Below are 22,149 nucleotides of genomic sequence, written 5' to 3'. Positions count from 1 at the left end.
ATGTTCGACTATTTCTATAACCGTCCATATACCTTATACTCCATTATAGCAGGTTTCTTTATCATGGGTATTGTGGCCTTAGTTACGTTACCAAAAAATTTATTTCCGGATGCTAATCCTCCACAGGTAATTGTTATTACCAATGTGCCTGGTGCAACAGCGCAAGTTGCAGCCAACACCGTATCAAAACCAATAGAACAAGAAATTTCAAGATTGGGCTTTATAACCGATGTAAGTTCAGTAAATGTCGCTAACTTTTCAATAGTAAAAGCCGATTTTAGTTATGAAAAAGACCTAAATGCAGCCGCTGTTGATGTTGCCAATGCTTTGTCTATTGCAAAAGGTAAATTGCCAACCAATGTGAATCCCGCTATTTATACGGCAGGAGATTTTACATTACCTGTTGATGTTATATCGTTAAGCGCTAAAAATGATAATATAAATGTAGCAGATATCAGTAAAATAGCGGAGAGTTTTATAAAGCCCCATCTGTTAAGCAATCCGGCAATTGGGAATGTCGAAGTTTTTGGGGGATTTCAAAGTTCTATAAATATTGAAGTTGACCCTTTTAAAGCAAAACGCTATAACGTAAATTTTGAATCTATTTCAAAAGTGTTACAAGTTTTAAATAAAGATATGCCTATCGGTTTTGTTAAAGGTGACAATAGTTTTTATACCGTTACCTACTATGGGGAAAAAAATGAAGTTGAGAAAATAAAAAACTTAAACATATTGCCCAATGTACGTTTAAGTGATGTTGCCGATGTAAAATGGAGCTATCAAAAAAGAACAAGTGGTTATATTGGTAATGCAAAACCTGCCATAGCTTTGGCAATCCAACGTGCTCCGGGAGGAAGCGTGCTTGATGTAAGTGAAGCAGCACGAGAAGAAATGAAAAAGCTTGAAGCGGAATACCCAAATATTAATTTTGAAATTTCAGATACACAACGTAACCTTATTGAAGAGGCTAATTCAAATATGTTAGACGCGTTGCGCGATGCAATCATTTTTACCTTAATTGTGGTTTTATTTTTCTTAGGAAATTTTAGAGCTATTCTTGCAGCTGGTCTATCTATTCCTATGGTGTTTTTTGCTACATTAGCTGTTATATGGCTTACAGGAGGTGAGTTGAATATTGTAATTTATACAGGTGTTATTTTAGCCTTGGGAATGTTAGCCGATGACGCCGTTGTGGTGCTTGAAAATGTTGAACGGCATCTTAACGAATTAAAAGAGGATTTAGAAACTGCCATTATACAAGGCACAAAAGAGGTTATTGCCCCTGTTTTTGCGGGAACTATTTCAACGATTGCTATTATTTTTCCTTTAATGTACATAGGTGGTTTTCCAGAAAAAATATTTAAACCATTAATCTTCACCTTAATTATTGCATTGATAGTATCCTTTTTTATCTCCATTACATTTATACCACAATTGTTAAAAGTAATGTACAAAAATGGATTTAAAAAAAACAAAGTGGAATTATGGTTTGACCGTGCTTATAACAATTCTATTGGAAGGTTGGTGGAGCCTTATGTTAATGTGATCAAATTTTCTAACGGAAAACGTAAAGTTTTAAGAAGACTCGCATTAACGATTGGGGTTGTTATTTTACTAGCAATTAGTATGGGAAGTATCATGCCAACGATTGGTAAAGATGCCATGCCGCCAATGGACACAGGCATTATAAAAGCACAAATTGCATTTAGCGCCAATGAAACCGTAGAAAATTCTGAGAGAAAATTAACACCTTTTTTAACTTGGTTGCACAAACAAGATTGGGCAGATAAAAGCTCCGTGTCTTTTGGTACAGAACCTGGAGTTTTGAGTATGGGAAGCGGAAATTTGCCTTCAGAAGCTACCATAACCATTAATTGCGTTAATCGTTTTCAAAGAGATCTAAGCATGTGGGAAATTGAAGATATTATACGGGATAAACTTTCCGAATTGGAAGGTTTAAAACGTAATGATGTGTATGATTTTGGGGCCACCGCTTTATCATCTGTAAAAGCACCTCTAGTTGTTAGATTAAAATCGCCTGTTGTTGATGGATTAACAGAAAAAACGCATCAAATAAGTGAAGCTATTTCAACAGTTAAAGGGTTAACCTCAGTTTCTACTAGTTGGGATAAGGATGTGAGCGAAATTATGCTAGACATAGATGAAAATAAAGCCTTGAGTTATGGTTTAACACCCTATGATATTGCTATGCAAATCCCTGTTAAAGGTCAGGTTGTAGGTTTAAATGCCAACTTGCAATCAATGAATACACAGTATGTAAGGCTATATCTCAAAGGAAAATTCAGCCAAAATGAACAAACATTAAGGTTATTGCCTATCCAATCAAAATTTGGTGAAATTCCGTTGGAATCTTTAGCTAAAATTTCTAAACAATTAACCTATGCCAAAATAGAGCGCGATAAAATGTTATATAGTGTTGATATTAGCGGATACCGCTCCAAACGCCCTATCACACATTTAACAGATGATGCCGAAGCTGCTTTAACAAACGTGAAAAATTTAGATGGCGTTGTGGTTACACAAGAAGGGGACATTGCTACCATAAGCGATAGTTTTACCCGTATGATGAAGGCTATTGCTCTAGGAGTTGTTATTTTATTAATGGTATTAATAGCCATTTATAAATCGATAAAAATGGCTCTTATTATGATTTTGGTTTTGCCATTGTCGTTAATTGGTGCCACTTGGGGAATGTTACTGTTCCACAAGCCAAGTTGTATGCCAAGTTTATTGGGTATTTTACTGCTCTTTGGTATTATTATAAAAAATGCCGTATTGCTCATAGACTTTTACCAACAGCATCGCGAAAGTGGAGAATCTCCTTTTGAAAGCGCCATAGAAAGTGTTCGCGTGCGTTTTAGACCAGTGCTAATGACCGCTTTTGGGACTATAGCCGGTATGATTCCTATAGCGTTAGAAAATGCAGTTGGTTTAGAGCGTTTAAGCCCGTTGGCTGATGTTGCCATTGGCGGACTTTTAATTGGAACACTTTTAACCTTAATTTATATACCAATTTATGCGTATATAGTAGACAATAATTCAAAAAAAGTTAAAACTATTGATCGTTAGTTTCAGTATTAATTTATAACCCCCAAATTTCCTGTCTCTTGTTATCCTACTTTGGTTAGCAAGAGATTTTTTTTACCCCCCATTTGTGTTCTTAAAACAATAATTATCATGTTAAATATTTCATAAAAACTAAACAAATTTTGTAAATTAAAAAAAAGTTATTATGTTTGCTAACCATTTGGTTAAACTAAATAGTCAGTACATGGAAACAAAAGAACAAGGCACCACGGAATCTTCAATTTTAAATGCCGCAAAAGAAATATTTGAACGAAAAGGTATGGCGGCCGCTAGAATGCAGGAAATAGCTGATGAAGCTGGCATAAATAAAGCCATGTTACATTATTATTACAGAAGCAAACAACTGCTGTTTGAGGCGGTTTTTAAAAGTGCTTTTTCCATGTTAGCGCCTCAGTTAAATGAGATTATTAATGCCGATACTTCCATTTTTGAAAAAATAAGAAACTTCAGCACTAATTATGTTGCGTTTGTGTTAAAACATCCATACCTCCCAAACTTTATCATTCAGGAATTAAACAGGAACCCAGATTTTGTAAAAAAATTAATTGCAGAAAAAAAATTCCCAAACATCTCAAAATTCAAACAACAGGTGAATGAAAAAGTTGAAGAAGGAGTTATTATACCTATTAAAGCTGAACAATTATTCATTAACATTATTTCTTTAAATATATTCCCTTTTATTGGAGCTCCCTTATTAAAAGGATTTGTGAATGTTAGTGATGATACTTATAAACAGTTAATGGAAGACCGAAAAACAGAAATAGCAGATTTTATTATAAATTCAATAAAAATTAAATAGATGAAACGCCTACAACAAAATTATCTTACAGAAAAAAGAAAGATGCTAGGCGTTACATTTGACAGAAAAAACAATAGAAAATAACAAATAAAACGAGCATAACAAATTTTGATACACAAAGTAATGATTAATGGCGAACAGCATCTGTTCCCGCTTAAAATAAAATTTAAACAGATGAAAAAAATAACCACCCTTATAGTATTATTTCTAACACTCAACGTTTTTGCGCAAGAAAAACTAAGTTTAGATGAATGCTACTCTTTAGTTGATAAAAACTATCCTTTAGCAAAACAAAATAATTTATTGGCAAAACAAAATGCTTTTGATAAAGAAACTATCAAAACCAATAAATTGCCACAAATTGATTTCGAGTCAAAAGCCACTTATCAATCCGACGTGATAGAGTTGCCTATTAGCTTACCTGACGTAACAATTACGCCACCTAATAACGACCAATATCAAGCAACCGTTAACATAAATCAATTAATTTATGATGGTGGATTGACAAATGCAGCGCTTGAAGAAAAAACAGCTTCTTTAAAAACCGGGCAAAAACAAGTTGAAGTAAATTTGTATCAACTAAAAGAACATGTGAACTTTCTCTATTTTTCAATCTTGCTAATACAAGAAAAAAGAGCATTATTGGTTGCCAAGGAAAAAGAATTGAAAACCACATTAAAAGAGGTAAAAGCCGGCGTAAAATTTGGAACATTGCTACCTAATTCCGATAGCGTGTTAGAGGCAGAATTACTTAAAATAGAACAGCAATTTATTGAACTAGATAAAGACAAAATCAGTAATATTAAATCCCTTTCCCAGTTGATAGGAGAAAATATTTCAGCAACTATTGTTTTGGAAAATCCTGAAATTTCAATTAACCTCGAAACTAAAATCAATCGTCCTGAATTGGATTTATTTCAATTGCAAAAAAATCAAATTGAAGCCTCAGAACAATTGATAGCGAAAAAAAATAACCCAAAACTTTCCGGGTTTGCAACTGGGGGATATGGAAACCCAGGATTAAATATGCTTGATAATTCTTTTCAAACTTATTATATGGCTGGCTTAAAACTAAGCTGGAATGTGTTCGATTGGAATTCAAATAAAAAACAACGAAAATCATTGCAGGTAAATAAAGAAATTATAGACAATGAACAAGAAGTATTTGAGCTTAACACATCTATTGAGCTAACAAAACACCAATCGGAAATAAGTAAAATTTCAGAAATAATAGTATCAGACATGGATATTATACGTCTGAGACAGAAAATTTTGGAAACTTCGAGTTCTCAATTAAAAAACGGCGTTATTACCGCCTCAGCCTATATTACAGAATTAACCAATCTTTATGAAGCTGAAAATAACCTAAAAACTCATAATACACAATTATCATACGCTAAAGCAAATTATAACACCACTAAAGGAACTAAAAATTAACATTTATGAAAATCACTAAAAACATATTCGGTTTATTTCTAATTGGAAGTATTCTTGTAGGCTGTAAAAACAACGAAAAAGCCGATGGTTACGGAAATTTTGAAGCTACAGAAATAACAGTTTCCGCAGAAAACAGCGGAAAATTAATACAATTTACTGTTGAAGAAGGACAAATTCTAAAAAAAGGAGCTTATGTGGGATTTATAGACACTATTCCATTGAGCTTAAAAAGAGATCAGTTATTGGCTTCCAAAACCATTATTTATTCAAAATCTAACAGTGTTCTATCTCAAGTAAATGTGCTAAATGCCCAATTAAGAACTGCTGAAATCAACAAAAACAGAATTGAAAATTTAATCAGAGAAAATGCAGGAACCCAAAAACAATTGGATGACATTGATGGAGAAATTAATGTAATCCAAAAACAAATTACAAGCGTTAAAAGTCAAAATTCACCTGTTATAGATGAACTTAAAAGCATTGATGTACAGTTGAAACAAGTGGAAGATTTAATTCAAAAAAGCTATATTATAAACCCCATAAACGGTACTGTTTTAACAGAATATGCAGAGCCTAATGAAATCACATCTTTTGGAAAACCCCTGTACAAAATTGCCGATTTAAATACCATGCAATTAAGAGTTTACGTGAGCGAATCACAACTTTCAAGCATTAAAATAGGGCAAGATGTTACTGTAAAAGTTGATGATAAAAAAGATATGAAATCTTATAAAGGAAAGATTACTTGGATAGCATCTGTCGCAGAATTTACACCTAAAATTATTCAAACCAAAGAAGAACGTGTTAATTTGGTGTATGCGGTAAAAATTGATGTGATAAACGATGGAGGCTTAAAAATTGGAATGCCTGCGGAAATGTTTCTATCCACAACCATTTCAGAAGGAAATGGAAATTAAACTAGATAGATATGACGACTTCCTTAGATTCTAATAAAAACAATAAAATTCCTACTTCAAAAGAAGTATTTAGAATTGTAATTGCTGAATTACTTGCATTAATAATTGGAATAATGTCAGTTATTTCAGGGTCCTTGGTGCTTTTAAATTATAAAGTTCCCAACTACAACATATTAAATTGGTTGGTCGTTTATAATGTTATTTTAGGCTTCATTTCTATTATTGCAGCCATTTTAATGTGGAAAAAAAACAAATCTGCAAGAAGATTAATATCCATTATTCTGATTTTACATGTACTCGTTTTAGCTTATTTATATTTTTTTAGTAATGAAGCTGCACTTGAAAGCATAAAAGCGATGGGTTTTAGGGTAAGTATATGGATTGTAATTTTATTGTTGACCTATAAAAAACTAACTAATAATCATTTAAATTAAATAAAATGAAAAAAGCAAATATTTTAATCTTAGCCTTTTTGGCTACCGTTTTAGTCGTTTCATGCAACAATAATAAAAATAAAAATAAGGAAATCACTAAACCTATACAAAACAAAGAAGAAACTCACGAAAGTGAAGGCATATTGGAATTAAATAACGGGAATTTGTGGATGGCGAATTCTGAAACTTCAGAAGGAATCCAAAAAATGACGCAATTAATCGTCAATTTTACCGACAAGGAAAATATGGAGGCGTACCCTGAACTTAAAGGAAAACTGGAAGCTACATTTGGAACCATTATAACCAAATGCACCATGACTGGAGAAGCCCACAACCAATTGCACACGTATCTTTTGCCTATGAAACCTTTATTTAAGGATTTGGCTGCTGAAGATTTAGCCAGCCGCAAATCTGCTCTGGAAAAACTGACCAAACATTTGTCTGAATATCCAGCCTATTTCAAATAAAATAAAATTTTAAAAATGAGTATTTCAGTAAAAAATATCAGCAAATCATTTAAAAAAGTTAATGCCATAAATGATGTTTCTTTTGAAGTAAAAGAAGGAGAATTGTTTGGATTAATTGGCCCTGATGGTGCCGGTAAAACTACTATTTTTAGAATACTAACCACTTTGCTGTTTGCCGACAAAGGAACCGCAACAGTTGCTGGCTTTGATGTGATAGAAGACTATAAAGAAATAAGAGATAATGTAGGCTATATGCCAGGTCGCTTCTCCTTATACCAAGATTTAACAGTAGAAGAGAATTTAACTTTTTTCGCCACTATTTTTGGAACAACCATCGAAGAAAACTACGATTTAATCAAGGATATTTACATTCAAATTGAGCCTTTTAAAAACCGTAGAGCTGGACAATTATCAGGAGGGATGAAACAAAAATTGGCTTTATCCTGCGCCTTAATCCACAAACCCAAAGTGCTGTTTTTAGATGAACCAACTACAGGTGTTGACCCAGTTTCGCGTAAAGAATTTTGGGAAATGCTCAAACGCCTACAGCAAAAAGGCATTACTATATTAGCGTCTACACCCTATATGGACGAAGCCGCATTATGCGACAGAATAGCTTTAATTCAGGATGGCAAAATATTACAAATAGATGACCCTAAAGAAATTGTAAAGCATTTTCCAACAACAATCTATGATATAAAAGCAGACAATATTTATAAACTGCTGCTGGCTTTAAAAGAGTACAAACATAATTATAGCGTTTATCCTTTTGGTGAATTTGTGCATTATACCGATAAAAGAGATACCATTGACACCAAAGAGCTTAGCATGTTTCTAAAAGACAAAGGCTTAAATAACATTATTATTCAGCCAACAGAAACTACTATTGAAGACACCTTTATGGAGTTAGCAAAATAAATGTAACCTCCAAACAGGTTTCAAAACCTGCTTGGCATAAATTAAGACGATGACAGACACTAATGTAATACAAGTTGAGAATTTAACTAAAAAATTTGGCGATTTCGTAGCAGTAAACGCCATTACTTTTGAAGTAAAAAAAGGTGAGATATTCGGTTTTCTTGGTGCGAATGGTGCAGGTAAAACAACTGCCATGAAAATGCTTATCGGTATTTCAAAACCTACTTCCGGAAATGCAAAAGTAGCCGACTTTGACGTTTTTACAAATTCAGAGGATATTAAGAAAAACATTGGTTATATGAGTCAGAAATTTGCTTTGTATGACGATTTAACTGTGAAAGAGAATATCACATTTTTTGGAGGAATTTACGGTTTGTCTCGCAAGAAAATTGAAGAAAAAAGACAATTGCTCGTAGAAGAATTAGGCTTACAAAACATTGTAAATGAACTGGTTGGTTCCTTACCGCTGGGCTGGAAACAGAAAATATCCTTTTCAGTCGCTTTATTGCACGAACCAAAAATTGTGTTTTTAGATGAGCCAACAGGAGGTGTTGACCCCATTACTAGAAGACAGTTTTGGGAAATGATTTATAAAGCATCCAACAACGGAACTACCGTTTTTGTGACCACGCATTATATGGATGAAGCTGAATATTGCGATCGTGTTTCAATTATGGTAGAGGGAAAAATTGAAGCCTTAGACACCCCAAAAAAACTAAAAGAACAGTTTAAAGTTAACTCTATGAATGACGTATTTTTAAAATTAGCGCGAAATATTGAGTAAAAAATAAAGATAAAATAATAATTAAAATATCATTGAGAACGTAACATTGTTAAATATGGATTGCCATATTTAAAAAGTGAGATCGCCCTTCATTTCACTCCACATGATAACAATATAACTATATGAAACGATTTGCAGGATTTATAAGAAAAGAATTTTACCATATCTTTAGGGATACACGCTCATTGTTCATCCTTTTTGGGATGCCGATAGCACAAGTAATGCTCTTTGGATTTGCTATTACCAATGAAATTAACAATGTTGATATTGCCTTTTTCGACAAATCTAAGGACGCAACCACGCAAGAGATTATAAATAAAATTTCAGCGTCAAAATATTTTACCAATAAGCAAATGATTTCTAATGATGCCGAAATTGAATCGGTTTTTCAAAAAGGAAATATAAAAGCAGTTTTAGTTTTTGATAGGAATTTCAGTGAAAAACTAACAAAAGAAAACAAGACATCCGTTCAAATAATCACAGATGCAACAGACCCAAATACCGCAAACACCATTAATAATTATCTGAGTTCAATTTTGCAAAATTACCAGCTGGAAATTAATAAGAATATAAAGGTACCCTTTCAAATAAATCCTGAAACGCGCCTAGTTTACAATCCTGAATTAAAAAGTGTTTTTACATTCGTTCCGGGAGTTATGACAGTTATTTTAATGTTGGTTTCAGCCATGATGACTTCAATTTCCATAACGCGTGAAAAAGAATTAGGCACCATGGAAATATTGTTGGTATCTCCCATAAAACCATTTCAAGTAATTCTAGGGAAAGTATTTCCTTACATATTCTTATCGGTAATAAATGCAGTGGTCATTGTATTGCTGAGTATCTTCATATTTAAAATGCCAGTTGAAGGAAGCTTGTTTTTACTAGGATTTGAAAGTGTGTTATTCATAATTAATGCATTGTCGTTAGGTATCTTAATTTCTACCGTATCCTCCACCCAACAAACCGCTATGATGATATCGTTGATGGGCTTAATGCTCCCGGTTATTTTATTGTCGGGATTTATTTTCCCTATTGCCAGTATGGCTTTGCCACTACAAATAATTAGCCATGTGATACCTGCAAAATGGTTTATCATTATTATAAAAGCAATTATGCTTAAAGGCGTTGGATTAACTTTTATTTGGAAAGAAACATTAATTCTAGTTGCGATGACATTATTTTTTATAGCCTTAAGCATTAAAAAATATAAAATTAGGTTGGAGTAGCGTAATTAAAAATGAATAATTATAAATAATAAAAACCGATTAACACCTATCAGGGAAGTTCAAAGAAAATTAAAAATTAGGATTAAAAAATTTAAAGTTTCTTAATACCAGATACTAAAGAATAAAAAATGAACACAATTCTATACATCATTCAAAAAGAATTCAGGCAAATTTTTAGAAATAAAGGAATGCTTCCCATTATCTTTATTTTGCCTTTGTTGCAGTTATTAATTTTATCCAATGCGGCGACATTTGAAATTAAAAACATAACATTCTCTTATATAGATAACGACCAAACCTCCCTATCAAGGGCATTAATAGAAAAATTTGATGCTTCTACCTACTTTCATGTAATGACTGATTTTCCTTCAGTTAAAGAGGCAAATACAGCCATGTCTAAAGGTGAAGTAGATGTTATTTTAGAAATTCCACGCTATTTTGAACGCGATTTATCAAATCAAAAAGACACCGATCTTTCCATAACAATTAATGCAATTGATGGAGCGGCAGCGGGAGTGCAAAGCGTATATATCAACCAGATTGTACAGGCCTTTGACAAAAATGCTAAAGTATCATTATTACCTCCATCAAATACAATAAACACGCCTAAAAATATTGAATCTATTCCTTCATCTTGGTTCAATATAACATTAGACTATAAAACATTTATGGTTCCTGGCATATTGGTTCTACTGGTATCTATGATTACCTTGTTTTTATCAGGGATGAATATTGTTCGCGAAAAAGAAATTGGCACTTTAGAGCAAATGAATGTAACGCCCATAAAAAAATATCAATTTATCATTGGTAAATTATTTCCATTTTGGATTATAGGATTTGTTTTATTAACCATAGGGCTTATTATTGCAAAAATTGTTTTTAACACGCCTATGGTAGGAAGTCTTTGGTTGATTTATTTTTATACAGCTATTTATCTTCTAGTTGTTTTAGGTATGGGATTATTTATCTCAAATTTTACCGACACACAACAGCAAGCCATGTTTATTGCTTGGTTTTTTATCGTGATTTTTATTTTAATGAGCGGGCTTTTTACGCCTATTGAAAGTATGCCTTATTGGGCGCAAATATTAACAGAATTTAATCCCATAAAATACTTTGTGGAAATCATGAGAATGGTGATGCTTAAAGGATCAAGCTTTATAGATATTATACCTCTACTTGTAAAAACAATTATTTATGCAGTTATCATGAATGGATTGGCGGTTTGGAGTTATAAGAAAACCAATTAATGTTTTAATAAGTATGCGTTATGGAAACCAAAAAGAAATATGTACTATCTAAAGATGAATCCTTATTTGCTAGAGGCCCTTTATCAAGATTTAAGGAACTCTTGTTTTCATTTAAAGTACAACTTAGTTTTATAAAGGCTTTTCGTAAAATGCACTTTATTGGTCCCTGTGTCACTGTTTTTGGTTCAGCTCGTTTTAAGAAAAATTCACCACATTATAAAAATGCGGAAAAAATAGGAGCTGCGTTGGCAAAATTGGGTTTTACCGTAATGACAGGTGGTGGACCTGGAATTATGGAAGCCGCGAACAAAGGAGCTTATGAAGCTGGTGGATATTCCGTAGGCTGTAATATTATTCTGCCTTTTGAACAAAAACCTAACCCTTATCTCCATAAATGGATTGATATCCCCTATTTTTTTGTACGAAAAGTGATGTTAATCAAATATTCGTACGCCATTGTGGTGATGCCTGGAGGCATGGGAACATTAGATGAATTGTTTGAAGCGCTCACTTTAATACAGACCAAAGTAATTAAAGACTTTCCCATCGTAATTTTTGATTCAGAATATCATAAAGAATTATGTCATCATATTCAAAGAATGGCAGAGAATGAAAGTATAAATAAAGAAGATATGAAATTGCTTTTTGTAACCGATTCTGTTGAAGATTTAATGGCACATATTGAAACTTATTCCATTAAAAAATTTGGCTTGGTCAAAAAACAATATAAGCCCAAATGGTGGTTTAGCGAAAACAAAACTAAAAATGATTAAAAATGATTAAAAATAACTTGTTTACATATATTATGGCAATTGTTTTAATTGCTTTTGCATTGCTAACTCTATTCTTGAGCAGTTCGGTAATATTTGATTGGTTTGACATACGTGTTAAAGAAGGCAATTATGTTTTACTAGTGGTTTGGGCAAATTTTATAAGCAGCATCCTCTATTTGTTTGCCGCCTACGGATTTATAAAATTAAAAAACTGGACTTTTGAAATTTTAAGTACATCAATCGTAATTCTAATTATAGCATTTCTTGGCTTATTGGTGCACGTCACTGTGGGAGGGCTTTACGAAACAAAAACCATTGGCGCCATGCTGTTTCGAATTGCCATAACGCTTGCTTTCACAATATTCGCCTATCTAAAATTTAAAAAAGAAGAAAAATGATTAAAAAAACAGCCATATTATTGATAGCACTTGTTCTGTTATCATTCAATAAATCAACACCAGAAGAAACTTATTCCCTAACAGTAAAATCGGAAGGTTTTCGAAATTCTAAGGGAGAGGCCTTATTCGCATTATATAACAAAGACGGTTCCATTCCTGACGAAAAATATGAAAAATATTTTAAAAAGGGTGTTTCTCAAATTGATAAAAATGGCACTGCCACTTTTACCTTTACAAATTTACCTGAAGGGAATTATGCTGTAAACGTTTTACATGATGAAAATAAAAATGGTAAAATAGACAAGAAATTCCTATTGCCAATACCAAATGAAGGCGTTGGATTTTCAAACTATGAATCTATTGGGATGTCAAATCGTCCTAAGTTTTCTAAAGCAAGTTTTAAAGTGAATTCTAATCTTGAAAAAGTGATAAAGCTTATTTACATGTAATAAATGTATTTTATTATACACAGAGATGAAAAAAAATATTTACTTATCGGTACTACTTACGTTGTTTATACTTGTTTTAAACGCTCAAGAAAAAAAAGACAACCTAATGCTAGATCTAACTAAAATAGCCCTTGCTAACCAAAGCGACAGCTATGTTACATTTCCAATTGATATTGGGAATCTAGATCCTCTAATTTTTGAAGCCAATATTAGTCCGAGTTTTATCATAAGAAAAAGAAAAGATTCAAGATTAATGGGTGTACTAACATCACAGGTAATTATTAGAATGTATAACCAAGATTCTTACCCTATATATACCCCTAGCTATATTCCGCAAATCACATTCTACTATTTAGTTGGTGACAAAAAATCAAAAAATCATAATACTTTTTTTGGTAGAGTTTCACACCACTCTAATGGTCAAAATGGAGATTTTTACGACGAAAACGGAAATATTAATTTACTATCTGGAAACTTCGCTACTAATTTTCTCGAATTTGGATTAATTAATACTTCAAACAGCGAAAATTTAAATGCTGTAAAATTTTTTAAAAGTTCTATTGAAATTCACCCAAAAAGTTGGATGATGGATGAGATGCAAGGATTATACAGTGGATTGCGTTGGCACAATACATTTTCAGCTTTTAAACTTCCTAAAACCAATTTGGAACTAAAAAATAGACCAAATATCTCATTAAAAGTAGAAACAACCTGGATGTTTGACTCAATAAATAACTGGAGCACTTTTGATTTAAACAGATTAAATGCTGGTCTAACATTTTACTACCATCCAAAAGTTTTAGAAGACATTGGTTTATTTGTCCAATTTTACCATGGTATGGATTATTACAATATTTACTTTAATCACCAAATTGATACCATTCGTTTTGGATTAATGACTGAAATTTTAAGATTTTAAATATGATTGATTAAAAAAACCAATCTAATTTATTTAGTGAAAAATATAAATAATGAACAACAAAATAGCAACTGTAAAAAAATAATGATGTAGTACCATTAGTCACACATATACTAAAGAATCTCTAAAAAAAACAATGTAAAAGTGCCTTTAAGTATAATCGACAGTAACTTTAAACTTTTTTAATTATGCATTACCAAAAAAATAAATTACAGGAGATAGCAATTGCAATTGATTTGGTAATTGATAAAATTACTCAATTTGAACTAAAATATCAAACTCAATTAAGCAATGTACATCCTAATTACACCAAAAGTGCTATCAATTTAGTTCACTATTTAGCCTTACGTACATTTGATGTTAATATTTTACAAAAAAAATTAGACGAAATAGGTTTACCTATATCGCCCGAATCCAAAAACAGCATTTTACACAGAATACTTAATGTTAAAACTATAATTAATAGTTTATTAAATATTGATTTACCTAACAATGAAAAAATCTATCTTACTAACAGGGAAGCTAAAATAATTCAGAATCAACATTCCTTAGCTATTTTCGGAAAAATAAAAAATAAAAGAAAAACGGCTATTATGATTACGCAACCAACAGAAGCTGCCACCGATAAACAATTTGTAAAGACCCTATTAAAACTAGGTATGGATTGCGTTAGAATTAATTGTGCTTATGATGATAAAGTTATCTGGAAACAAATAATAAGTAACATTAAAGAGGCTGAAAACGATTGTAAAATCACGATGGATTTGGGTGGTCCAAAAATAAGAACTGGTAAAATAAAACCAGGGCTTAAAGCAATACACATAAAACCTAAAAAAAATATATTAGGTCAAGTAATAGCACCTGCAAGAGTTTGGTTGGCTCCGTATGGTGCTGAACCTCCAAAAGACAAACAGGCAGATGCTGTTATTTCAGTAAACAAAAAATGGCTTAAAAAAAGCAGTAAAGGTTCCGTTATTATTTTTAAGGATTCGCGCGGTAAAAAACGTAAAATATTTATTGACGAAAAAGAAAGTAATGGTTGCTGGGGTTTATGCAATAAGTCTGTCTATATAAATATTGGAACGATGTTGAATGTATTTTTTGAAAAAGAATCCCCTTCAGAAATCCATACTATCTATGATTTAACACCCTTGGAAGAAATTATTTTTTTATCAAAAGGTGATTTATTGAGGCTTGATAAAGAACCCATTTTAGGAGGTCCAACTGTTCGAGACGATAGTGGAAATGTTGTTGAAATAGCGCATATTTCCTGTACTTTACCAAAATTTTTAGATACTGTAACAGTGGGAGAACCCATTTTTTTTGATGACGGTAAAATTGCCGGTATTATTATGGAAAATCAACCAGAATATTTAATGATTGAAATTACCAGCACTAAAAAGAATGGAGGAAAATTAAAAACAGACAAGGGAATAAATCTGCCATCCAATAAAACAGATTTTGTAGGTTTAACAGATAAAGACAAAAAAGACCTAACCTTTATAGCTAAAAATGCTGACATCGTTAATTTTTCATTTGTAAATAATAAACAGGATGTTGAAGACCTGTTAAATGAAATGAAAAAAATAAAGGCTAACAATGGTATTATTTTAAAAATTGAAACCGCAGAAGGATATAGGAATCTGCCGAGTATATTATTAAAAGCAATGGAAAACTATCCAGTTGGCGTAATGATTGCCCGTGGAGATTTAGCCATTGAAACAGGGTGGGAAAATTTTGCTACTATTCAAGAAGAAATAATACAAATTTGTGATGCCGCACATTTACCAGTTGTTTGGGCTACACAAATTTTAGAAAATTTAACCAAAAAAGGAATGCCTACAAGGGCTGAAATTACGGATGCGTCCATGGCACAACGAGCAGAATGCGTCATGCTAAATAAAGGACCTTATATAGAACAAACTGTTAAAATGTTAGATAAAATACTACGCAAAATGCAAAAGATTCAAGATAAAAAAAGAACGCTGATGCCTATATTAAAATTTAATGAAAATTTATAAAAAAACAAAGTTCCTGATAAAAGGAGATAAACACTAAGGATAAATATAATTATAATAATGAAACAACTTTTAATGCTATTTGGTTTTCTTTTGATTAACCAGTTTGCAAACGCACAAAAAAAATTGGAGTTCAATACGATTGACTCTCTTTTTAAATATGCCGAAAACCATAGTTTTTCAATAAAAACAGGAGAACAACAAGTGCTCTTGGCTAAATGGGAAAAAATTTCGGCACAAGCAGGTTTGGTGAATTTTAAAATGCAAACCTCTTTTTCATTAACCGACAATGTTAAGTTGCCTGTTACCTATTTTCCTGCGGAAGCATTTGGCGGTGATCCAGGCACTTTTAAAGAAGTAACAACCGGACAGCAATACATGGGAAATATTAATTTCGCACCACAAATAGACATTATTAATCCTGTAAGCTGGACAAAGTTAAAAAGTGCAAAAATTAACTCTAAACTTACTGACATAAACAATTTGATTGTAAAAAAAGCACTTTTTGAATCTATTTCGGCGAGTTATTACAATATTATTTCCTTAAAAGAACAAATTGAAATTTCTCAAAAAAATCTGTTTACGGCCGACACTTTACAAACCATTATGCAAAATAAATATACGGAAGGAATTGTGCGCCAACAGGATTTAAATGATGCTACCATAAACAAACTCTCTTTAGCAGATAAGTTAACACAACTAGAAATATCACTCAACCAACAGTATTACGCTCTTAAGGTGCTTTGTGATATACCACAAAACGAAGAACTTGCCATCACTGAAAATGCAAATTATAACCAGCCATTTAATATTGGCTTGCGAGCTAACAATCAATTAGAACATAAATCGTCACTGTTAAAAGTCGACTTAGCCAAAGAGGATTTGAGAGCAAACAGACTAGCTCAATACCCAACCGTTTCAATAGTAGCTTATGACGGATGGCAGCAAAATAGCAATAATCAATTTTTTGATTCAAATAGCAACTGGGTAAATTCTCAATATATCGGATTAAGGTTAAGCATGCCTTTCCCAGACATAAGCAGATTTACACTTACAAAAAGCGCTAAAATCAACAAAACAATTTCTGAATTAGATGCCGAACATATAAAACATGAAAATGACGTTGCCAATATTCAATTGGTTTTAGACTATGAAAAAGCCTATTCTCAATTTAAAACAGCCAACCAAATCTATTTGCTAAAAGAAGAAAATTATCAAATGGCTTCAAATCAATTCAATGCGGCTATTCTTTCTTCTGATAAACTCCTAGTCGCTTTTGACGATATGTTGGTCAGCCAATTAAATTATAGTGCCGCTTTGGCAAATTTATTATATACAAAATCAAAAATTGAAATTAACAATTCCATACAATGAAAAATACAATAAAAACCATACTCTTTTTTACAAGCTTGATTTTAGTGAGTTCTTGCGGTAAACAAATAACTGAAACCAAACCAATTCGCAAAGATGTTACCGAAACTGTTTTTGCTTCGGGGGTTCTTGTACCAGAAAATCAATATAATTTGACTTCCTTATCTGATGGGTATATCAAAAAATTGAATATTGATGAGGGAGATATTGTAACAATAGGTCAATTATTGGCAATTGTTGACAATGAGCAAAGTATTATTAACGCCCAAAGTGCTGATGAATTGTTAACTATTGCAGCTGCCAACACAAACCCAAACGCTCCTGCCCTTAAACAAGCGGAAATTAATCTTGAACTCGCCAAACAAAAACTTATACAGGACGAAAAGCAAGAAGCCCGCTATAGAAAATTATATGAATTGAACAGTGTCTCAAAATTGGAATATGAAAACATGGCGCTGAATTTAGACAATTCCAAAACCAATTTTCTGTCGCTTCAGGAAAATTATAAACTGCTAAAACAACAAGCCGACCAAGAATTAATTATACAAAAATCGCAAAAAGATGCGAATAGCGTTTCTAAAAATTACAACGAAATAAAAGCTGTTGTTGGTGGAAAAGTATATGAGTTAAAAAAAGAATTAGGGGATTATATTAGAAAAGGAGACATTATCGCAGTAATAGGAAGCCAAGAAAAACTGTATGCCTTGTTAAGTGTTGATGAAAGCAATATTTCTAAAGTAAAACTTGGACAATCAGTAATCATCCAACTAAACACACAATTACAGAAAAATTACAATGGAATTGTAACCGAAATATATCCTGCATTTGATGTGCAAACACAATCGTTTTATTGCAAAGTAGCATTTGAAAGCGAATTAGACTTTAATATTTCCGGAACACAACTTCAAGGAAATATTATTATTGAAAGTAAAAATAATGCTTTAGTTATTCCACGAAATTATTTGGGTTATGGCAATAAAGTTAAATTAAAAGGAGGCGATGAAATAATAGTTGAAACAGGTTTTATTTCTAATGATTGGGCAGAAATACTTAGCGGATTAGACGAAAATACCAAAATTATAGCCGATAAAATAAAATGAAACGCCTACAACAAAATTATCTAGCAGAAAAAAGAAAGCTGCTAAGCGTTCCATTTGACAAATAAAAAACAATAAAAAATAACAGATGAAACGAGCCTTACAGATTTTGACACACAAAGAAATAATTAATGGCGAATCTGCCTGTCCGGCAGGCAGGCAGCAGCTGTTACCGCTAAAAAATAATATTTGAACAGATGAAACTAAATGTAAATTCAGAAATCGCATATACGCATTTAATTACACGTAAAAAGCAAACAATAATAGCCGCTTTAGGGGTAACCGTAGGGATAGGAATATTTATTTTTATGATTTCATTAGTTGTTGGTTTTAACCGCTACTCTGACGAAGCGCTGTTTAAAGCCGAACCTCATATAAGAATATATCAAGATGATACTTTAAGCAGACCATTAATTAAGCAAATAAAACCAAACTACACTACGGTAATAATTAACCCCAAAATTGCCAACTTATCCAATACACTTATTAATCCTGAAAAAATTATAGCCGATTTAAAAAAACAAGACGATATTGTTACCGTAACTCCGCAAGTTTCTGTTAATATTTTTTATAACAATGGTATATCCCAAATAAATGGCGAAGCTTCTGGTGTAAATATTCTGGAAGCCAATGATATGTTTAATATAGAATCTACCATGTTGGCAGGAGACGTAAGAAATCTCTTATCAACATCTAATGGGATACTAATTGGTGTTGGAATTGCCGAAAAGTTAAACATTCAACTGTATGACAATATTAATATTACTTCATCTATTGGGGTGGTAAAAATGATGAAAGTTGAAGGTATATTTAAAACTGCCAATTCCAATATCGATTTAACTAAATCTTATATAAATTTAGCCATGTCTCAACAGTTGATGAAAAAAAGCTCAAGTTATTTGACAGATATTTTGGTAAACATTGAAGATCCAAACGAGGCTCCTAAATTTTCAAAAAAACTCCAAAGTTCAACCATTTATAAAGTAGAAGACTGGCAAGCCGCCAACGAACAATCCATGTCTAACAAAAAAACAAGACAGGTTATGTTTGGTTCAATTTCATTGGCTATTTTATTGGTTGCAGCATTTGGAATTTATAATATCATCAATATGACAATCAAAGAAAAACTAAATGATATTGCCATTCTTAAAGCAACAGGATTTTCAGGAAAAGATGTGATCAATATCTTTTTAAAAGAATCGTTGATTATGGGAATAATAGGAACATCATTTGGACTACTGATGGCTGCTGGCTTAATTAAATTTGTGAGTGGTATTTATATTGGTGGTGATCGGGAATATTTCCCTATCGGCTACGAGTCTCCAATATTTTTTATTGGTGCTATTCTAGGTGTTTTAATCACTTTAGGAGCTGGCTATATTCCTGCTATTGGAGCTGCCAAAATTGATCCTATTGAAATATTTAGAAAATAATGGAAAAAAAAATTATTCTTCAAACAAAAAAAATAGGTAAATACTTTTACCAACCCGTAAAGTTTAAAGCCTTGGATGATGTTTCGTTTAAAGTATTTGAAAGTGAATTTATTACTTTGATTGGAAAATCTGGTAGCGGAAAATCGACCTTATTATATATTCTTTCTACAATGGACACGGATTATGAAGGTGAATTATTTATTGGCAACGAAAAAATAACCGGACAAAAACCCAATTACCTTGCAGCGATCAGAAATAAAAATATTGGCTTTGTGTTTCAGTTTCACTACCTGCTTCCCGAATTCTCTTGCCTAAAAAACGTAATGATCCCCGCATTAAAATTAGGAAAATACTCACACCAGGAAATAGAAGAACAGGCATATCAAAAATTGGAGCTTTTGGGAATAAGGGATCAGGCATTAAAACCGGCATCTAAACTTTCCGGTGGCCAGCAGCAAAGAGTGGCCATTGCCAGGGCTTTAATAAATCAGCCTAAAATTATTATGTGTGATGAGCCTACCGGCAATTTAGACAGTAAAAACACAGGCATTGTTCTTGAAACGTTTCAACAACTTTCATCAGAATTTGGACAAACCATTATTGCGGTGACACACGACAATGATTTTGCAAAAGCCTCCAATAGAATTATAGAATTGGCTGATGGAAAACTAATTAACAATACTTAAAAAGAAGTTATAATAGATCGTATTAAAAAATATAATGATATGAATAAAAAGATAATAACCGTAAAAAAGAATTCGGGGGAATTAGAGCCATTCGAAATACAAAAACTTGAAATGTCACTAAAAAATAGCGGTGCTACTAATCAAGAAATTAAAACAATAATAAAAAGTATTTACCCTATAATTTATGAAGGAATTTCTTCTGATGTAATATATAGTAAAGCCTATTTTTTATTAAAAAAACTAAATAATACCTCTGCTTCAAAATACAGTTTAAAAAGAGCAATTTTTGACTTGGGTCCTTCAGGTTATCCTTTTGAAAAATTAATTGGTGCATTGTTAAGGCAAAAAGGATATACAACCAAAGTTAGTGAAATATTACAGGGAATAAATGTCAATCATGAAATTGATGTTTTGGCCGAAAAAGACGGAAACACATATATTATAGAATGTAAATTTCATTCAAGCCCCAAAATTGTTTGCGATGTAAAAATACCATTATACATCAATTCAAGATTTCTTGACGTTCAAAAAAAATGGAACAGTTCAGGAAAAGCAACCCATTTAAAACAAGGATGGCTGGTTACGAATACAAGGTTTACCGAAGATGCCATAAACTATGCTAAAAGTGTTGATTTATCTTTATTTAGCTGGGATTACCCAAAAGATAATGGGATTAACAAAAATATTGACGAATTTGGGCTGTATCCCATAACCGTTTTATCATCTTTGTCAAAACAAGAGAAAATGCAGTTTATACAAAAGGATATAATTTTGGTTAAGGAGCTTTTAAATGAGCCAGATATTTTTAAACACTTTAATATTCCTATGCATAGAACTCTTAAAACTCTTGATGAAATTAAAAAATTATGCAATCATTAAATTTTCAATTATGGAAAACGAAAAAAACAAAAAAACTGCATCAGTTGAAATAAGCGAAAAACTTCAAAAATTTGATGCTCGAGGCATACAAACTCTTTTCAGGAATGTTTCAAGAAATCATTACACACTTCTAAAAATGGTTGACAATAAGGCGAAAATAATACTTACTGTAAATTCTATTATAACTTCCTTATTTTTTGGGCTTCGTTTTATAAATCCAGAGACAAAAGAAATTGCCATCAACACAGGGACTAGAGTATTGGTACTCAGTAGTATGTTATCCATGGTTTTTGCCTTGTTTAGTATGCTGCCTTATCGGTATTTTGGCAAATCTTTTAGAGAAAGCAAATATAAAGGTGCTTTATACGCTGAAAATTTTTCAAAAGAATCTCTATCGGAGTTCAAAAAGGAATTTGAACGTATCATGGAAAAAGGACAAAATGTTTATGATGAAATGATTGCTGACCTTTATTTTCTGGGAAAGGTTATCAGTATAAAGCAAAGAATTTTAACCCTTTCGGTTATTGTTTTCTTGTTTGGCCTAATATTCACTATTGCTTTCATTCTTACGAATTTTTAACGATTATTGAACGCCCAAGTTGGAACCATTTTACTTACATAAACTAATTTTTAAGGTTTTAAAGTGTATGTCATCAAACTAAATTGGACTTTTTAATAGAGAGTATTTAATTGATTAATTCAAAGTTAATTGTTTTTTTTGATTCGTTAATTTTTTAAATTTCAGGTACTCATTTCTACGTTGGTTCATAGCTTGTTTTTTTA

At 32.0% G+C, this 22,149-nt stretch carries 21 protein-coding genes; all 21 read left to right on the top strand.

The window, feature by feature from the left end; genetic code table 11:
- Positions 1-3,090 (top strand): efflux RND transporter permease subunit, encoded by a 3,090-nt coding sequence (locus tag ABYI63_RS14130; protein ID WP_372757170.1) that lies wholly within the window; start codon positions 1-3, stop codon positions 3,088-3,090.
- Positions 3,091-3,292: 202 nt separating this feature from the next.
- The gene (locus ABYI63_RS14125) at positions 3,293-3,907 is read left to right on the top strand and encodes a TetR/AcrR family transcriptional regulator (protein WP_372757168.1); all 615 of its coding nucleotides are present in this window, start codon (positions 3,293-3,295) and stop codon (positions 3,905-3,907) included.
- Positions 3,908-4,081: 174 nt separating this feature from the next.
- A complete protein-coding gene (locus tag ABYI63_RS14120) occupies positions 4,082-5,344 on the top strand; it encodes a TolC family protein (protein ID WP_372757166.1) in 1,263 nt (420 codons plus the stop codon).
- 5 nt (positions 5,345-5,349) lie between these two features.
- On the top strand, positions 5,350-6,261 hold the full coding sequence (locus tag ABYI63_RS14115; RefSeq protein ID WP_372757165.1) for an HlyD family secretion protein: 912 nt from the start codon (positions 5,350-5,352) through the stop codon (positions 6,259-6,261).
- Positions 6,262-6,272: 11 nt separating this feature from the next.
- A complete protein-coding gene (locus ABYI63_RS14110; protein ID WP_372757164.1) occupies positions 6,273-6,695 on the top strand; it encodes a hypothetical protein in 423 nt (140 codons plus the stop codon).
- 5 nt (positions 6,696-6,700) lie between these two features.
- Positions 6,701-7,162: a hypothetical protein gene (locus ABYI63_RS14105; protein WP_372757163.1), complete on the top strand. Its 462-nt coding sequence runs from the start codon at positions 6,701-6,703 to the stop codon at positions 7,160-7,162.
- A 15-nt stretch (positions 7,163-7,177) separates the two neighbouring features.
- A complete protein-coding gene (locus ABYI63_RS14100) occupies positions 7,178-8,080 on the top strand; it encodes an ABC transporter ATP-binding protein (protein WP_372757161.1) in 903 nt (300 codons plus the stop codon).
- A 49-nt stretch (positions 8,081-8,129) separates the two neighbouring features.
- On the top strand, positions 8,130-8,864 hold the full coding sequence (locus ABYI63_RS14095; protein WP_372757159.1) for an ABC transporter ATP-binding protein: 735 nt from the start codon (positions 8,130-8,132) through the stop codon (positions 8,862-8,864).
- 122 nt (positions 8,865-8,986) lie between these two features.
- Entirely contained in the window at positions 8,987-10,093 is a 1,107-nt protein-coding gene (locus tag ABYI63_RS14090) for an ABC transporter permease (protein ID WP_372757158.1), read from the top strand.
- A gap of 128 nt (positions 10,094-10,221) precedes the next feature.
- On the top strand, positions 10,222-11,343 hold the full coding sequence (locus tag ABYI63_RS14085) for an ABC transporter permease (protein WP_372757157.1): 1,122 nt from the start codon (positions 10,222-10,224) through the stop codon (positions 11,341-11,343).
- Between the two features lie 20 nt (positions 11,344-11,363).
- Positions 11,364-12,116 carry a TIGR00730 family Rossman fold protein gene (locus ABYI63_RS14080; RefSeq protein ID WP_372757155.1) on the top strand — a complete coding sequence of 251 codons (753 nt, stop codon included), beginning with the start codon at positions 11,364-11,366 and terminating at the stop codon, positions 12,114-12,116.
- Between the two features lie 2 nt (positions 12,117-12,118).
- Positions 12,119-12,514 carry a hypothetical protein gene (locus ABYI63_RS14075; RefSeq protein ID WP_372757153.1) on the top strand — a complete coding sequence of 132 codons (396 nt, stop codon included), beginning with the start codon at positions 12,119-12,121 and terminating at the stop codon, positions 12,512-12,514.
- On the top strand, positions 12,511-12,963 hold the full coding sequence (locus tag ABYI63_RS14070; RefSeq protein ID WP_372757151.1) for a DUF2141 domain-containing protein: 453 nt from the start codon (positions 12,511-12,513) through the stop codon (positions 12,961-12,963). Before ABYI63_RS14075 ends, ABYI63_RS14070 begins: the two co-directional genes overlap by 4 nt.
- A 25-nt stretch (positions 12,964-12,988) precedes the next feature.
- The gene (locus ABYI63_RS14065; protein WP_372757149.1) at positions 12,989-13,882 is read left to right on the top strand and encodes a hypothetical protein; all 894 of its coding nucleotides are present in this window, start codon (positions 12,989-12,991) and stop codon (positions 13,880-13,882) included.
- Between the two features lie 188 nt (positions 13,883-14,070).
- Positions 14,071-15,903: a pyruvate kinase gene (locus tag ABYI63_RS14060; protein WP_372757147.1), complete on the top strand. Its 1,833-nt coding sequence runs from the start codon at positions 14,071-14,073 to the stop codon at positions 15,901-15,903.
- Between the two features lie 57 nt (positions 15,904-15,960).
- Positions 15,961-17,274: a TolC family protein gene (locus tag ABYI63_RS14055; protein WP_372757146.1), complete on the top strand. Its 1,314-nt coding sequence runs from the start codon at positions 15,961-15,963 to the stop codon at positions 17,272-17,274.
- Positions 17,271-18,371: an efflux RND transporter periplasmic adaptor subunit gene (locus ABYI63_RS14050; protein WP_372757144.1), complete on the top strand. Its 1,101-nt coding sequence runs from the start codon at positions 17,271-17,273 to the stop codon at positions 18,369-18,371. Before ABYI63_RS14055 ends, ABYI63_RS14050 begins: the two co-directional genes overlap by 4 nt.
- Positions 18,372-18,565: 194 nt before the next feature.
- Complete coding sequence (locus ABYI63_RS14045) at positions 18,566-19,801, top strand: ABC transporter permease (protein WP_372757142.1); 1,236 nt, start codon at positions 18,566-18,568, stop codon at positions 19,799-19,801.
- The gene (locus ABYI63_RS14040; RefSeq protein ID WP_372757140.1) at positions 19,801-20,487 is read left to right on the top strand and encodes an ABC transporter ATP-binding protein; all 687 of its coding nucleotides are present in this window, start codon (positions 19,801-19,803) and stop codon (positions 20,485-20,487) included. Before ABYI63_RS14045 ends, ABYI63_RS14040 begins: the two co-directional genes overlap by 1 nt.
- A gap of 39 nt (positions 20,488-20,526) precedes the next feature.
- Complete coding sequence (locus ABYI63_RS14035) at positions 20,527-21,366, top strand: restriction endonuclease (RefSeq protein ID WP_372757139.1); 840 nt, start codon at positions 20,527-20,529, stop codon at positions 21,364-21,366.
- Positions 21,367-21,376: 10 nt separating this feature from the next.
- The gene (locus ABYI63_RS14030; RefSeq protein ID WP_372757137.1) at positions 21,377-21,946 is read left to right on the top strand and encodes a Pycsar system effector family protein; all 570 of its coding nucleotides are present in this window, start codon (positions 21,377-21,379) and stop codon (positions 21,944-21,946) included.
- The last annotated feature ends 203 nt before the right edge of the window (positions 21,947-22,149 follow it).

The sequence above is a fragment of the Mariniflexile sp. genome (genome assembly GCF_041583155.1).
Lineage (GTDB): Bacteria > Bacteroidota > Bacteroidia > Flavobacteriales > Flavobacteriaceae > Mariniflexile.
The sequence above is the reverse complement of the archived record's forward strand: the minus strand, read 5'-3'. Positions and strand labels throughout refer to the sequence as shown.